This is a genomic window from Haloplanus aerogenes, from assembly GCF_003856835.1.
Classification (GTDB): Archaea; Halobacteriota; Halobacteria; order Halobacteriales; family Haloferacaceae; genus Haloplanus; species Haloplanus aerogenes.
This window is the reverse complement of sequence record NZ_CP034145.1, coordinates 3,117,520-3,132,905: the sequence shown is the minus strand read 5'-3', so window position 1 is coordinate 3,132,905 and position 15,386 is coordinate 3,117,520. Positions and strand designations below refer to the sequence as shown.

Below are 15,386 nucleotides of genomic sequence, written 5' to 3'. Positions count from 1 at the left end.
ACGTCGGAACGGTCCCCGTCGGCACGGTGTGTCGGACGCCGCCGCGAGTCGGTTCGGTCCCCGCGGACGAGGCGACGGTTCGAACCCGTTCGCGATCGGATTTACCTCACGCCAGTCCGTCTTTCGAACGCGGATATCGGCCTGATTCCGGCGCCAGTTCGACGGCGTCTCGCTACCCATGACGCACGGTCGACGGCTCGCAGTCGTGTTCGCCCTGGTGCTCGTCCTCTCGATGTCGGCACCAGTGGCCGCAGTCGACCGGTCGACGATCGACGACCCGTTCTCGGAGCGGAGTCTCTCGAAGGTCTATCCCGGCGCCGACTCCTTCTCCGAGCCGTCGGGGACGTATCGAACAGTCGAAGCCTACGAACAGGTCGACGGCGAGCGCCGACTCCTGGGCTACGTCTACCTCACGAGCAACGTGGTTGACGTGGAGGGCTACGGAAACGAACCCATCGAGTTCCTAGTGGCACTCGACACCAACGGCACCATCCGCGGGATCGAACTCGTGGAACAGCACGAACCCTTCTTCGACCGCCTCTCCGCCATCCAGCGGTTGCGCCGATTCAGCCACCAGATGGTCGGTATGTCCGTCACCGAGGAGGTCACCCTCCGCGACGCCGAGTCCGGCGAATACCACGTCGATGCCCTCACTGGCGCGTCCGTGACCACGCGGGCCTCCATCGAGACGGTGACGCGCTCGGCCCGTCTCGTGGCCGAGGAGAAGGGTATCGTCTCGGACTCGGCGGTCGATGAGTCGGCGGCCGCGAACGAGACGGCGACCAACGAGACGACGACCGATCGTCGCATGACGCTCGGTGACCTCGGTCGTGGGACGGCGCTCGCTCACTGGACCGCCGGGGCGACGGACGGTCCCAACGCCTCCGCATCGCTGGATCTCTACGCGGCGCCAATCGAAGCGGCGCCCGTCAGACAGAGCCTGCTCGGCGAGTCGAACGCGAGTCTCGCCGCCAACGCGACGGTGCTCTGGGTCGGCCTCGACGGTCCCGGATCGACTACTCGCCCGGACCGACTTCGGCTCCACCAGTGGACACAGTCGTACGCACCGCCAGTCCACGAGACGCGAGTCGAGGGCGTCGACTGGAGCGCCGCGCTGGTGGTTCGCGGCCTCGACACGTCCCGTTCGTTCGTCCTCGATCTGACCGTCGGCGGCGAGCGCGTCCGCCGCACCTACGGCCCCGGTGGGCTGGCGGTTCGCGACCCGGTCGACGCCGCGGCCGCGCAGGCGTTGCCGGCGTGGGTCGGCACCGTCGAGTCGGCGTGGGAGGACATCTGGGGGTCCGTCGTCGCGCTCGTCCTCTTCCTCGGCGGCATCCTCGGCGTGTTCGCGTTCCGCTCGCGCATCTGCCGGTACGCGGGGGTGACGGTCAACCGCCTCCGGATCGGCACGCTCGGCGTGACGCTCGTCTTCCTCGGCTGGTACCACCCGACCCAGCCGACCACCCAGCAGATCGCCATCCTCGTCCGCGAACTCATCTCGTGGGCGACGACCGGCGGCTTCCGGTGGGCGCTCTTTTTCTCCGCGCCGCTCGTCGCACTCGTGTTCATCTGCATCGCCCTCGTCCTCCCGAAGTGGGGACGTGGCGTCTTCTGCGGATGGATATGTCCGTTCGGCGCGCTCTCGGAACTGCTCTACAAGGTGACACCGTGGGCGTACGAACTCCCACGCGAGTACCACGTCAAACTGGAGAAGCTTCGGTACCCGCTCTTCGTCGCCATCGTAATCGGGTTCGTCATCTCGACTGACTTCGGCGCGAAACTGGCGAAGGTCGAACCGTTCAAGGCCGCCTTCTACAGTTCGCTGGTGAGCGACCCCGTCTACATCGGCTGGTCGGCGATTCTGATCGTCTCGGGGGCGTTCATGTTCCGGCCGTACTGCCGCTACATCTGTCCGCTTGGCGCCGGGTTGGCGCTCGGCAACGTCCTCCAGCGGAAGCCGATCCAGCGGTACGACCTCTGTGGCGACTGCGTGAAGTGCCAGACCGACTGCGAGTTTCAGGCCATCGAGGACGACGGCTCGATCGACCGGTTCCAGTGTTTCCAGTGTTCGGTCTGTGTCGACAACTACTACGACCCCGGCGGCTGTCCGGTCGTCCTCCAGTACGACAACGAACACGGTATCACGGTCGACGCGTGGCAGGACCCGCATCTCATCGAGCGCATCCGCCCCGAGGACCGCACGACGGAACAACAGCGGATTCTGGCCGAACGCGCCGTGACCGACGGCGGCGAGACGGAACTGTTCGAGGGGAGTTCGGACCTGATCCCCGAAGGGACCATCGTCGACATGGTCCGCCGGTCGACGGGAGACGGCGATGCCTCGGACGACGCGCACGGCACCTCGTGCGCGTGTTCGGAGTCGGACACGTCGTGTTCGTGCTTGGGGGCGGGCTGGCCCGACGAGACGGGAGGTGACGACGATGCGTGAACTCGACCGCCGGTCGTTCCTGTCCGCTGTCGGCGGCGTCGCCGGCGCGGGCCTCCTCGGACGGACGCTCCTCGTCCGCGGGGAGGTCACGGAGGTGCGGAGCACGCGGCTCATGATGGGGACGCTCGTGACCGTCACGGTGGTCACGCGGGACCCGGAGCGGGCCGAACTCGGCGTCGACCGCGCGTTCGCAGAGATGTCGCGGCTGGAGTCGGTGTTCACCCGACACGACTCCGACGGCGAGGTGGCGCGGCTGAACGCGGCGGGCGCTCTCGCGGACCCGTCGCCGGAACTGGTCGGCCTCCTCCGTCGCTGTCGACGGATCTACGACCGGACCGACGGCGCGTTCGACCCCACGGTCCTCCCGGTGCTGACGGCCTACGAATCCGGGCGCGACCACCCGCGGGACGCCCGCGAACGGGTCGGCGCGGCGACGTTCGACGCGATTACGGTCGACGACTCGGAGCTCCGGGCACCCACGCCGATCACCCTCGACGGCGTCGCCAAGGGCGCGGTGGTCGACGCCGGCGTGGCCGCTCTCCGCGACTGGGTCGACGCCGGTCTCGTCGAGGCCGGGGGCGACGTGCGGGCCTTCGGCGGCGACGACGGGCGGTGGCGCGTCGGCGTCGAGAACCCTCGCGGCGACAGCCTCGCCGAGATACTCCGCCTCGGAAGCGGCGGCGTCGCCACCTCCGGCGACTACCGCATCTACTACGACGACGACCGCACGAACCACCACATCGTCACGCCCGACACCGGGCGGTCGCCCACGGAAGATACGAGCGTCACCGTCGTCGCCCCCGACGCGGAGACGGCCGACGCCTACTCGACCGCCGCGTTCGTGATGGACGACGACCGGGCGTCGGCGTTCGTCGGCGCCCGGGACGACCTCTCGGCGCTGTTTCTGACCCGCGACGGGGACCGGCGTCACGCCGACGGGTGGGAGGCGCTCCGGGTCGAGAAGTAACTAGACGGGTCGCACGCCCGTCCCCGGCCGATCCGGGACCGTGAGCGTCCCGCCGTCGTAGGTCGGGCCCTCGTACGCGTCTTCGGCGAGCAACAGGGCGCCGTCGAGGTCCACGTGGTCGACGAGGGGTGCGAGGTGGCAGGCGGCGGCGATGGAGGCGGTCGATTCGACCATACAGCCGAGCATCACCTCGAGTCCGTGCGCGCGGGCGGCGTGGACCATCCGCACCGCCTCGCGGACGCCGCCACACTTCATCAGTTTCAGGTTCACGATGTCGGCCCGGTCGGCCACTGCGGGCACGTCGGGGAGGGTGACACAGGACTCGTCGGCGGCGATTGGGAGGGCGCTCCGCTCGTGGACTTGCCGGAGGCCGGCGGGGTTCTCCGCCGGAACCGGCTGTTCGACGAACTCGACGCCGAGGTCGGCCAGCCAGTCGCTTTTCGCCACCGCCTCGTGGGGCGTCCACGCCTCGTTGGCGTCGACGCGGATGGTCGCGTCGGGGGCGGCCGCCCGCACCGCCTCCATCCGTTCCCGGTCGCGGTCGGCCCCGAGTTTCACCTTCAGAATCTCGTAGCCGTTCGCCACCGCGTCGGCCGCCTGCTCGCCCATCGCGTCGGGGTCGTCGATGGGGACGGTGTAGGACGTGGGCGGCGCACGCTCCGCGTCGAGGCCGAAGTGCCGGTAGAGCGGGACGCCGAGGCGTCGCGTCGCGAGGTCGTGACAGGCGATACTCACGGCGGCGCGGGCGGCGGGGTTGTCGCGGACCGTCTCCCGGAGTCGGCGCTCGATCCGGTCGAGGGCGAGGGGGTCGTCCACGTCCGCCACTACGGCGAGTAGATCGGGCAGCACCGCGCAGACGGTGTCGACCGTCTCTCCGTAGTGTGGATCGGGTGCGGCGGCGCCGACGCCAGTCTGACCGGCGTCGTCGCTGACGCGGACGACCACCGTCTCCACCTCCGTCTTCGATCCGCGGGAGATGGTGAAGGCGCCGTCGATGGGCAGGGTCAGGCGCTCGAAGTCGGTGTTCATAGCAGGGCGTCTAGGATGGCGTCCGCGTCGAAGCGGACGGGGTCGGTCGCCGGGCCGCCGACGGCGTCGGCGTAGTCGTCGACGGCCGCGCGGGCCGCGTCGTCGTCGTCGATGGCTCGCGTATCGAGAGCGCCCGCGGCAATCTCGGTCGGTGCGACGGGGGTCGCGAGGTCCTCGTAGAGGTCGACGTACGCCTCGACGGGCGGGATGGCGAAGTCCTCGTAGCCGTGGATGGCGTCGCGGCCGGCGCTGTGGGTGAGGACGAGCGAGTCGGGCATCGCGCCGTGGAGGAGCGAACAGGTGACACCGGAGTAGGCGGGATGGACGATAGTCCCCTGTCCCTCGACGAAGAGGACGTCGTGGTCGTCGGCCGCGTCGAGAATCATCTGCTCGACGGCGCCGGCAGCGAAGTCGGCGATGACGCGGTCGACCGGAATCCCCCACCCGGCGATCATGATCCCCGTCTGGCCGGTGGGGACGAAGCCGGCGTCGATGCCACGCTCTCGTGCCGCGGCGACGAGTTCGAGCGTCGTCGTCATCTTCCCCGTCGAGCAGTCGGTGCCGACCGTCAGGACCACGTCGGCGTCGGCGTCGCGTGCCCGGCCCTGACTCACGGTCAGGTCGTCGGGCGGCCGTCGCACGTCGATCAGGTCGACGCCGTGGTCGGCGGCGAGGCCGGCGAACTCCTCGTCGTCTTCGAGGAAGTAGTGGAGGCCGGCGATCACGTCACAGCCGGCTTCGATGGCGGCGCGCACGTCGGCGCGCCACGACTCGTCGAAGCCGCCGCCGATGGGAGAGATACCGATCAGGAGGGCGTCGGGAGTCGACGTTTCGAGTGCGTCAGTCATGCTCTCGACGATGGGAGCGTCGGGCACGTCGGGGACGTGGTCGGTAACACGTTCGCCGGCGCGTTCCCGGTCGAGGACTGCCGTCACGTCGTAGTTCGCGTATCGGAGGACGCCGACGGCCGTCTTCGCTCCGTCGGGGAACTTCTCGTGGGCAAGGACGGCGACCGAGTCGTCCGGGCCGAGTGAGATCGACATAGTTGGTTCGACGAGAGTGTGGTGAATTAACCTCTCGCTTTCGATTACCGAACTTCGAGGACGACCTTCCCGCGCGATCCGCTCGACAGCACGTGTCGCTGTGCCTCCGCGGCCTCCTCGAACGGGTACGTCGCTTCGATTTCTACCTCGAAGGTCCCGTCGGCCAGGCGCGGACCGACCCGTTCGAGGATCGGTTGTTGGTCGTCGCGGGAGGCCATGATCGACATGAACCGCACGTCGGCGTCGGCGATCTTCCCGGTCATCGACGCGCCGGGATCGATCCGGATCGGCCCCTCCTCGCCGAGGACGACGATCCGCCCGCCACGGGTGAGTACGTCGAGATCGGTCGTGATGTTGGCCGCCGCGTGGGTCTCCAGTACGACGTCTATCTCGCCGCCGGCCGCGTCCCGGACGCGGTCGGCGAGGTCGTCGCCGCCGTAGTCGACGACGCCGTCGGCGCCGAGGCCCCGGACGAACGCCTCGTCGCCGTCGCTTGCCGTCGCCACGACGGTGGCGCCCGCGTGGGCGGCGATCTGGACGGCCGCGTGGCCGACGCCGCCCGCGCCGCCCTGCACCAGACAGGCATCGCCGACTTCGAGTTCACCTCGACCGACGAGACCGCGCCACGCCGTCGCGAACGCCATCGCGGCGGCGGCACCCTCGACGAAGGAGACCTCGTCGGGGAGGGAGGCGAGCGACTCGGCCGGCGCGGCGACGTACTCGGCGTACGACCCCGACTCGAACAGCCCCAGTCCCGTGGCGAACACCCGGTCGTCGACCGCGAACCCCTCGACGTCGTCGCCGACCGCCTCGACGACGCCGGCCACGTCGGCGCCGCCGACGTGTGGCAGGCCGCCCGCGGGTTCGACCCCACCCTCGCGGACATAGGTGTCGATGGGATTGACGCTCGCGGCGTGGACCCGAACGAGTACCTCGTCCGCTCGTGGCTCCGGCGTCGGCACGTCGTCTACCGTCAGTACGTCTGCGTCTCCGTGTTCGTGATATCTGATCGCTTTCATGTCGTGTGTTCGGCGTCGTCGATTCGCTCCGCCGACGGCGACGGATCGCCGTACCGACGGTCGAGCAGTTCTGCCGCGGACGCGACCTGGTGGACCGGATACCGACCCTCGGGTGGGCTCCCGACGGCGACGACCTTGCAGGGGTCGTCGAAGGGGTTGTGGAGCAGGTGGGTGACCCCCGTCTCGAAGTGGACGATATCGTCCGTCTCCAGCGTGAAGCCACCGTCCTCGACCTCGACCCGGCACTGATTCTCGACCACGTAGAACAGCTCCGCCTGCGACTCGTGGTAGTGATAGCCGTTCTGGGACAGCGGGTCGCCGGGGGCGAGCACCGCGACGTTGAAGTTGTACGCGTCGATGCCGAGCGGTGGCGAGAGCTCCCATCGTCGGCCGGGTTTCGCCGGATTCGTCTCGAAGTCGTCGAGCGCGCCGTGATGGTAGTCGGTCATGGTAAACGGGGGCGTCGGGACGGGGTTCCGTCAGTCGTCGGTGGCCGCCCGGCCGGAGACGCCGTCCGATTCCGGCGGCGCCTCGCCCGTCCGTGCGATAGTCGATCCGGTGTCTTCGTCGAAGATGTACCCCTTGTGTCGGTCGAGTTCGATGCCGACACGCGATCCTTCGGATAGCCCCTCGACCGCGTCCTCGACGACGCGGATCTCGCCGATCGGCGAGTCGACGTAACAGAGGCTGTTCTCACCCATCGGTTCGACGAGGTCGAGGTCGGCGTCGAAGTCGCCGTCGCCCGCGGCGACGACGCTGAGCGCCTGTGGGCGGAAGCCGACTTCCACCGCGTCGGAACTCCGCTCCTCGATGCCGGATTTGTCCTTGCGCTCGGCGTCGCTGGCCGCGTCCCGAACCGTGAGGTCGACCGTCTGCTCCCCGATGTCGACGGTGACCGTCGAGCCGTCGGTCTCACCCATCCACATGTTCATCTCCGGCATCCCGACGAAGGAGGCGACGAAGCGGTTGTTCGGCTCGCGGTACACCTCGTTCGGCGTGCCGTACTGTTCGATCTCGCCGTCGCTCATCACCGCGATCCAGTCGGAGAGCATCATCGCCTCCTCCTGACTGTGGGTGACGTAGATGACCGTCTGCTCGGTCTCCTCGACGACGCGTTTCAGCTCCTTGCGCATCCGCACCTTCAGCTTCTCGTCGAGACCCGTCATCGGCTCGTCCATCAGGAACGCGCGCGGCTCCCTGACGATGGCGCGGGCGATGGCGATGCGCTGGCGCTGGCCGCCGGAGAGTTCGGCGGGATACTTCTCGACGAGGCCCTCGACTTCCAGAGTCGCGGCCACTTCACGGGCGCGTTCGTACCGCTCGTCTTTGGGTACGCCCCGCACCTTCAGCGGATAGGCGATGTTGTCGATGCATTTCATGTGCGGGTAGAGCGCGATCGACTGGAACACCATGCTGATGTCGCGCTCCTGGGCCAGCCGGTCGGACACCTCGTCCTCGTCGTAGTAGATGTTGCCAGACGTCTGGTTTTCGAGGCCGGCGATGCAGCGAAGCGTCGTGCTCTTCCCACAACCAGATGGTCCGAGCAGGGTCAGGAAGTCGCCGTCCGGGACCGTCAGCGTCGATCCTTCGACAGCGACCTCTTTGCCGTTCGGTACGTCGTAGACTTTCCGCAGGTTTTCGATGCGTATCTCAGACATGATCGCTCACCTCGTATGGTCGGCCGACGATACGACGGGGAGTCTCGATCATCCGAGACCACCCACGCTGAAGCCGCGGAGCAGGTAGCTCTGCAGGAAGTACACCAGCAAGAAGGCCGGCAGCGCCATCATCACCGAGGCGCTCATGATGAGCCCCCAGTTGACCGCCTGCTGTTCGATGAAGCCGAGCATCCCGATGGGGAGCGTCTTCATCGACTCCTGCGTCAGGAGCAGGTTCGCGAACGTGAAGTCGCTCCACGAGATGGCAAACGAGAAGATGGACACCGCGATGATGCCGGGCAGCGCCATGGGGATGGCGACGTCGCGCATCGCCCGCAAGCGACTCGCACCGTAGATCCAGGCGCTCTCCTCGTAGCTGATCGGCACCGTCTGGAAGAACTTCCACATCAGCCAGATGTCGAAGGGGAGCGCGTGGGCGCTGTGGGCCAGGATGATCCCCGGGTAGCTGTTCAGCAACTGCAGATCCCGCCAGATCATGAACATCGGCAGCGCGAGCAAGAGCGGCGGGAACATGTAGGAGAACAGCACCGACTGGGCGAGCCGCTTTTTCCCCGGGAACGTAAAGCGGGTCAGCGAGTACCCCGCGAGCGTCGCCGAGACGACGCTGATGACCATCGTCCCGAGCGCCGCGACGATGCTGTTGAGGTAGAACCGTGCGAACGACGTCTCGGTGAACAGCCCCGCGAAGTTCTCGAACGTCGGGTTTCGCGGAACGAACAGGAACGTCTTCGAGAACAGTTCCAGTTCGGGCTGTATCGACGCCTTCAGCATGACGTACGTCGGGAATCCGACGACGATGACTGTCGCCCCGACGAGGAAGCGGAACAGCCACGTGCTGATGCGCTTCTGCGTGGCGTGTGGGACGTTCCTGACGTAGTAGTCCATCAGGCGTTCGATCGGTGATTTGGATGTCGTGTAGCTCATTCGACGCGGACCTCCTGTTCGGGGTTGAATTTACCGAAGTAGATGGCTGCCCCGACGACGAGCGTCAGGAACAGCGTCGACGCGATGGCCAGCGACTCCCCGAGTTGCCACTGGTTGAACGCCACCCGGTACGCGTACACCGGGAGCGTCGTCGTCGACTGACTGGGACCACCCCGCGTCATGATCCAGATGATGTCGAACTTGTTGAACATCCAGATGCCGCGGAGCAACACCACGAGGATGATCATCCCTTTCAGGTTCGGGAGCGTGATGTCACGGAACCGCTGCCAGGCGTTGGCGCCGTTGACTCGGGCAGCGTCGTAGTACCCCGACGGAATCGCCTCCAGCCGGGCGAGCGACATCATCACGACGAAGATGGACCACTTCCAGCTCGCGGCGACGATGAGCGCGTACATCGCGATGTCCTGGTTGCCGAGGAAGTTTATCGCCTCGTTGATGAGGCCGAACCGGATGGCGAGCAGGTTGAACACGCCGTAGTTCGGGTTCATCATCCACTGGAAGACCAGGCCGACGACGATGACCGGCACGAGGTAGGGGAGCAACACGACTGCCCTCGCGAAGGCGTTCCCCCGGAACGACCGCTGGAGGATGAGCGCGAAGATGATCCCGACGACGACCTGAACCGCGACGGAGCCGAAGCCGAAGATGACCGACTTGACGACCGCGGACCAGTAGAAGCCGTCCTCGAAGAAGAGGTGCTGGTAGTTCGAGATGCCGGTCCACTCCCACACCGGGTTGAACGCGTTGATGGCGAAGAAACTCCCTGCCAGCGCCCAGATGATGGGGAACACGGCGATAAACAGGAACAGGAGCATGACGGGCGAGAGGCTCCCGTACCCGAGGAACGTCTCGTTTTCCAACAGGTCGCCGAGTCGGTCGCGCAGCGTGGGCTCACCGCCGGACGTTTCGACCCCGCTCGTCGGGGTCGCTTCGCCCATCTACGCCCACCTCCACGGAGTACGCCCGTACATCACTGTTCGAAGTTGGCCATGACCTCGCGGGAGCGACTCCCGGCCTGGTCGATGGCTTCGTCGATGCTCATGTCGCCGTGCAGATAGTTGAACAGCATGTTGCCGAACGTCGACTCGGAGAACACCGGCGAAGCCAGCGCGTTGTTGGGGTCGGTCTCGCCAACGAGCGTCTTCGCGGTTTCGACCATCTTCACCACGTCCTCGATGCGGATGTGGTCGTTCGGCCGCACCCACGTGTCGATGAATTCGTTGTCGAGGAACTCCTCGTCGTCGACGGCCGCCGGGAACGGCGGCAGGTTGTGCAGCGGCGCGATGTGCAGGAGTTCGTACAGCGGTTCCGGTCGAGACATGAACTGCACGAACTCCCGGGCGCCCTCCTTGTTGTCCGCGGCGTCGAACATCACCCAGCCCTCGGAGAAGGCCTGGTGGGTCTGCTCGCGGTTCGACGGCGGATGCATGAGGCCGGTGTCCTCGGCGACGGCCTCGTTGTTCGCCACCGCCTGCTGGAGCGGGCGCGCGCCGAAGTACTTCACTTCGTTCACCTGCTCGGACCAGTAGGACTCGATCTGCGGGCCGTAGTCGTAGCCCGACCCGTCGATGGAGACTTCGTTGAGCTGGCCGATGTACTCCAGTACCTCCTTGGTCAGCTCCCGATTTTCGCCCTGGTCCATCACCACCTCGACGGTGTCGCCGTTTCGGGCGAAGATCTGACCACCGTTCTGGAACATGTGGTCGATGTAGTATTCGGTGGACATCAGGGTCTGCCCGGCCGGGACACAGGTCCCGCGGCGGTCGCCCGCCCCGTCGGTCGCCTGGACGCCTTCCAGGAACTCGTCCCACGTGGGCTCGCGGGGCGTCATGCCGGCTTCCTCCTCCCACGTACTCACGCGGTACCAGTCCATCGTCATGTTCACCCAGATGGGGACGACGTACTGGTTGCCCTGCAACGAGAAGAGGAAGTCCTCGTTGAAGTCGTAGCCGTACAGATCCTCCATCCAGGATGCCTGATCGCTCAGGTCCGCGAGTACGCCCTGCAGCGCGAGGCCGCCACCTTTCTCCGGTGCCGTCGTCGTCAGTTCCGGCGGATTCCCGGCCTGCAACAGTCGCGAAATGCGGGCCGACTGGCTCGATCCGACCCCGACGAACTCCAGGCGGACGCCGTAGCCCGTCTCCTCGCTGAACCGCTCCGCCCACTTCTGGTAGTACTGCTTGAACGCGGAACTGTTCTCCGCCGAGAGGAAGTGGACCTCCCCCTTGTCGCCCGAAATCGTTCGCTGCTCGCCCGATGCTGTTCCACCGCCGCCTCCACCGCCGCCGCCGCCACCCCCACCGCCGCCACTACCACCCGAACAACCGGCCAAGGTGGTCGTTGCCGCTGTCGCTACCCCCGCTCGTTTGAGAAACCGCCGTCGACTTTCGTCCATGGTATTACACCACATAACCCGTGTTATTTGATGGCATATAAACATTCAGATTAATAAATCACCTAATATGATAGGCGGATCTCGGCGGGGCGCTTATCGGTCGCTCGCCCCTACGGCGCCAGTATGGCAGTCTACCAACGCCGGACGCGCGTCGCTGCTCCGCTCGACGAGGTGTGGGACTTCCACTCCCGCGTGCGCGGTCTGGAGGCGCTGACGCCCGGGTGGATGAACCTCCGCATCGAGGACGTGCGGGGACCGAACGGCGACCCCGACCCGGAGATTCTGGAGACCGGATCGCGGATCGACGCGTCGCTCCGACCCCTCGGCGTCGGCCCGCGCCAGCGGTGGACCTCCGTCATCACGGAACGCGAACGCGACGACGGAACGGCGTACTTCCGCGACGAGATGGAGGGTGGGCCGTTCCGACGCTGGGAGCACACCCACCGCTTTTTCGCCGACGGATCGGAGACGGTCGTCGACGACCGGGTGGTGTACGCCCTGCCGTTCGGGTCGGTGGGCGAGGTGGCCGCGACGCTGGCGCGGGTCGGCTTCGAACCCATGTTCCGCTATCGGCACCGGCGGACACGCGAACTGCTGGAGTAGGATTTTGAGGGCGGCGCTCCAATCGGCGGCTATGGACGCGGATGTCGTCGACATGGATCACGTCGCCCTCCGTGTGAGCGACGTGGATCGCGCACTCGAATTCTACCACGACCTGCTGGGGATGGAAGTCCGCGACCGCAAGCGGTTCGAGGCCGGCGAGGTCCCGTACGTCGCCGTCGTCGCCGGCGGCCGTCACCTCCATCTCGTCCCGTCGGACGAGGCCGTCGATGTCGGTGGCGAACACGTCTGTCTCCTCCTCCGCTCCGACGGCACGGGGACGCGCGCGGAACTCGACGCCCTCCTCGACGGCCTCCGGGACGCGGGCGTCGAGATCGAAGCCGACGAACCCCGCGAGCGCTACGGCGCCTACGGCCGTGACTGGGCAGCGTACGTGCGTGACCCCGACGGCCGGCGGGTCGAACTCAAACTGCACTAGGCCGATGCGGTGACGTAGATGCCGGCGAGGACGACGGCGCCGCCGAGAAGCGTCCCGACGGTCGGCGTCTCCGCCAGCAAGAGCGCCGCGAGGACGGTACTCCCGATGGGTTCGCCGAGGAGCGTGACGCTCACGACGTGGGATTCGAGGTGGCCGAGCGCCCAGTTGATGACGGTGTGGCCGAGGACGCCCGGACCCAGTGCCATCCCGAGAAAGAGCGCCCACTCGTGGGGCGGGTAGGCCAGCAGCGCCTCACCCTGTCCGACGGCGACGACGAGGAGGACGAGCGCACAGACCGCGTAGACCACCGTCGCGTAGGGGACGACGCCGAGTCGTCGTCGGAGCGACCGGCCGGCGAGGTAGTAGCCCGCGACGGCGACGGCGGCGATCAGGGCGAGGACGTTGCCGTACTGCGTGCCGACACCGGCTCCCGTCGCGGCGACGGCCGGATCGACGGCCGCGCGGATCGCCGGCCCGAACGACAGGCCGACCATGCCGACGAGTGCGACGGCGATGCCCAGTGCCCCCCGGCGCGTCACGCGTTCGCCGAGGAGGAGCCATCCGCCGACGGCGACGAAGGCCGGTTGTGCCTGCACGAGCGTGACGCTCGCGGCGACGGTGGTGTGTTCGAGGCTCTCGAACCAGAGGGTGAAGTGGGCTGCGAGGGCGACGCCCGCGGCGGCGGCGACGAGGCCGTCGCGCCGGTGGATACGACCGAGTGACGCCCGATCACGCACCGTCAGCGGCACGAGCGCCCCGACGGTGAACGACACCCGATACAGCGCCTTGATCACGTTCGGCGCGTCGCTCCAGCGGACCAGAATCGCGCTCGTGCTGATCGCCAGCACGGCGACGGCGAGCGCGAGGAGGGGTGGCACGACTGGATCGTCGGTCGCGGACACACGCTATCGCTCTCCCGGCGGCGGCTTACCGGTATCGACGGATATCGAACGAACAGACTCGCCATCTATTCGTATCGAAGACAAAATTTCTTCAAAAACTCTGTTGCAGAACTATTTGGCATCATTTACGTAGTTGGAGATACGAGTGTACTCCGATGACTCGTTCGATACGCGACTGGCTGTGGGTCGTGGTCTTTGCCACACTGGTCACGTTCTCGGTTCCTTGGTTCCTCTGGGGATCGTCCACCGTCGTCGCCGGCCTGCCGGTCTGGCTCTGGTGGCACGTCGGCTGGATGGGCGTGGCGTCCGTCGTGTTCGCACTGTTCGCCCGGACCGGGTGGGACCGGCTGATGGGCGTCGACGCGACCCCTCCTGTCCGGGGTGGTGAACCGTGACGCTTCAGCCGCTCGGCATCGTCGTCGGCTACCTCCTCCTGGCGCTCGGCGTCGGCCTCCTCGCCTACCGCGTTGGCGGGTCGGACGCCGAGGACTTCTACCTCGCCAGCCGGACACTCGGGACGCTCGTCCTCCTCTTTACCACCTTCGCCACGCTCCTCTCCGCCTTTACGTTCTTCGGGGGCCCGAACCTCGCGTACGCCGCCGGTCCCGAGTGGATTCTCGTGATGGGCGTGATGGACGGCATCCTCTTTGCCATCCTCTGGTACGTCATCGGCTACCGGCAGTGGCTCATCGGCCGCGCTCGCGACTACGTCACGCTGGGCGAGATGCTCGGTGACCGGTTCGCGTCGCCCGGTCTCCGGGCCCTCGTTGCCGGCGTCAGCCTCCTGTGGCTGTTCCCGTACGTCATGCTCCAGCAGATGGGCGCCGGCGAGGCGCTCCGCGGACTGACTGGCGGCGCCATCCCCTACTGGGGCGGCGCGGCGCTCATCACCGTCTTCATGATCGCCTACGTCGCCCTCGCGGGCCTGCGCGGCGTCGCGTGGACCGACACGCTGCAGGGACTGTTCATGCTCTCGGTACTCTGGGTCGCGGTCCTCTGGATCGTGAGCGCCATCGGCGGCGTCGGCGCCGCCACGGAGGGAATGATCGCGGCCAACCCCGACTTCGCCGCGCTCGGCGGCGGCCTCTACTCCCCGCAGTTCATCATCTCCACCGCGGTCACCATCGCCTTCGGCGTCACGATGTTCCCGCAGATCAACCAGCGGTTCTTCGTCGCGAAGTCCGCCACGGTGCTGAAGCGGTCGTTCGCGCTCTGGCCCGTGCTGGTTCTCCTCCTGTTCGTCCCGGCGTTCATGCTCGGAGCGTGGGCCGCCGGCCTCCCCATCGAGGTGCCCGAGGGGGCGAACGTGCTCTCGGTCCTCCTCGCGGAGTACACGCCGACGTGGTTCGCGGCGCTCGTCGTCGCCGGCGCGATGGCCGCGATGATGTCCTCCTCGGACTCGATGCTCCTCTCCGGGTCGTCGTACTTCACGCGCGACCTGTACCGACCCCTCGTCGACCCGGACGCGAGCGAGCGCCGCGAGGCGTGGATCGCTCGGATCGGCGTCGCCGCCTTCGCCACCCTCGCGTTCTTCGCCAGCCTCACTCGCCCCGGCACGCTCATCGAGGTCGGTGACACCGCGTTCTCCGGGTTCGCCCTCCTCGCCCCGCCGGTCATGATCGCGCTCTACTGGGAGGCGACGACTCGTGACGGGATGGTCGTCGGCATCGCCGTCCCGCAGGCGCTCTACCTCATGCACGTTCTCGTGCCCGCGGCGACCGTCGAAATCGCGGGCACGAGCGTCGAACTCCTCGCCCGGAGCTACGGTGGGTGGGACGTGGCGCTCGCGTTCATGGTTCTCGGCGCCCTCCTCACCGTCGGCATCTCGACCATCTCCTCGCAGTCGGTCGGCGAGGACGCCGCGTGCTTCGCCGTCCGGGGCGACTAGCTCCGCTCCGGAACATCTACTTGGGGGCCGT

15 protein-coding genes are annotated in these 15,386 nt (G+C 67.3%); 6 read left to right on the top strand and 9 right to left on the bottom strand.

All coding sequences use genetic code 11. The features are described 5' to 3' along the window. Window positions 1-178: 178 nt before the first annotated feature. Together DU502_RS16015 and DU502_RS16010 are read left to right on the top strand one after the other, a co-directional pair. On the top strand, window positions 179-2,449 hold the full coding sequence (locus tag DU502_RS16015; protein ID WP_121922020.1) for a 4Fe-4S binding protein: 2,271 nt from the start codon (window positions 179-181) through the stop codon (window positions 2,447-2,449). Further along, window positions 2,442-3,416 (top strand): FAD:protein FMN transferase, encoded by a 975-nt coding sequence (locus DU502_RS16010; protein WP_158601210.1) that lies wholly within the window; start codon window positions 2,442-2,444, stop codon window positions 3,414-3,416. The genes DU502_RS16015 and DU502_RS16010 overlap by 8 nt, the downstream gene beginning before the upstream one ends. Here DU502_RS16010 and DU502_RS16005 read toward each other — a convergent pair whose 3' ends face one another. The 8 genes from DU502_RS16005 to DU502_RS15970 are packed head-to-tail and all read right to left on the bottom strand — an operon-like array spanning window position 3,417 to window position 11,526. Beyond that, window positions 3,417-4,445 carry a dipeptide epimerase gene (locus DU502_RS16005; RefSeq protein ID WP_121922021.1) on the bottom strand — a complete coding sequence of 343 codons (1,029 nt, stop codon included), beginning with the start codon at window positions 4,443-4,445 and terminating at the stop codon, window positions 3,417-3,419. Beyond that, complete coding sequence (locus tag DU502_RS16000) at window positions 4,442-5,488, bottom strand: DUF1611 domain-containing protein (RefSeq protein WP_121922022.1); 1,047 nt, start codon at window positions 5,486-5,488, stop codon at window positions 4,442-4,444. The genes DU502_RS16005 and DU502_RS16000 overlap by 4 nt, the downstream gene beginning before the upstream one ends. Window positions 5,489-5,532: 44 nt before the next feature. Further along, entirely contained in the window at window positions 5,533-6,507 is a 975-nt protein-coding gene (locus DU502_RS15995; RefSeq protein WP_121922023.1) for an NADPH:quinone reductase, read from the bottom strand. Then, window positions 6,504-6,956 carry a cupin domain-containing protein gene (locus tag DU502_RS15990; RefSeq protein ID WP_121922024.1) on the bottom strand — a complete coding sequence of 151 codons (453 nt, stop codon included), beginning with the start codon at window positions 6,954-6,956 and terminating at the stop codon, window positions 6,504-6,506. Before DU502_RS15990 ends, DU502_RS15995 begins: the two co-directional genes overlap by 4 nt. A gap of 30 nt (window positions 6,957-6,986) precedes the next feature. Further along, complete coding sequence (locus DU502_RS15985) at window positions 6,987-8,165, bottom strand: ABC transporter ATP-binding protein (protein ID WP_121922025.1); 1,179 nt, start codon at window positions 8,163-8,165, stop codon at window positions 6,987-6,989. 48 nt (window positions 8,166-8,213) lie between these two features. Next, window positions 8,214-9,110, bottom strand: coding sequence for a carbohydrate ABC transporter permease (locus tag DU502_RS15980; protein WP_121922026.1), 897 nt, complete (start codon window positions 9,108-9,110; stop codon window positions 8,214-8,216). Continuing rightward, the gene (locus DU502_RS15975; protein WP_121922027.1) at window positions 9,107-10,069 is read right to left on the bottom strand and encodes a carbohydrate ABC transporter permease; all 963 of its coding nucleotides are present in this window, start codon (window positions 10,067-10,069) and stop codon (window positions 9,107-9,109) included. The genes DU502_RS15980 and DU502_RS15975 overlap by 4 nt, the downstream gene beginning before the upstream one ends. Before the next feature lie 32 nt (window positions 10,070-10,101). Next, window positions 10,102-11,526 (bottom strand): extracellular solute-binding protein, encoded by a 1,425-nt coding sequence (locus DU502_RS15970; RefSeq protein ID WP_121922028.1) that lies wholly within the window; start codon window positions 11,524-11,526, stop codon window positions 10,102-10,104. Window positions 11,527-11,649: 123 nt separating this feature from the next. On the opposite strand from DU502_RS15970, the gene DU502_RS15965 reads away from it, so the two are divergent. Both DU502_RS15965 and DU502_RS15960 read left to right on the top strand, forming a co-directional pair. Continuing rightward, entirely contained in the window at window positions 11,650-12,129 is a 480-nt protein-coding gene (locus DU502_RS15965; protein ID WP_121922029.1) for an SRPBCC family protein, read from the top strand. A 31-nt stretch (window positions 12,130-12,160) separates the two neighbouring features. After that, window positions 12,161-12,565: a VOC family protein gene (locus DU502_RS15960; RefSeq protein ID WP_121922030.1), complete on the top strand. Its 405-nt coding sequence runs from the start codon at window positions 12,161-12,163 to the stop codon at window positions 12,563-12,565. On the opposite strand, the gene DU502_RS15955 is transcribed toward DU502_RS15960, so the two are convergent. Continuing rightward, window positions 12,562-13,467 carry a DMT family transporter gene (locus tag DU502_RS15955; RefSeq protein WP_121922031.1) on the bottom strand — a complete coding sequence of 302 codons (906 nt, stop codon included), beginning with the start codon at window positions 13,465-13,467 and terminating at the stop codon, window positions 12,562-12,564. The genes DU502_RS15960 and DU502_RS15955 overlap by 4 nt on opposite strands. Window positions 13,468-13,622: 155 nt before the next feature. On the opposite strand from DU502_RS15955, the gene DU502_RS15950 reads away from it, so the two are divergent. After that, complete coding sequence (locus DU502_RS15950) at window positions 13,623-13,862, top strand: DUF3311 domain-containing protein (RefSeq protein WP_121922032.1); 240 nt, start codon at window positions 13,623-13,625, stop codon at window positions 13,860-13,862. After that, window positions 13,859-15,355, top strand: a complete 1,497-nt coding sequence (locus DU502_RS15945; protein ID WP_121922033.1) for a sodium:solute symporter family protein — start codon at window positions 13,859-13,861, stop codon at window positions 15,353-15,355. Before DU502_RS15950 ends, DU502_RS15945 begins: the two co-directional genes overlap by 4 nt. Window positions 15,356-15,386 lie beyond the last annotated feature (31 nt).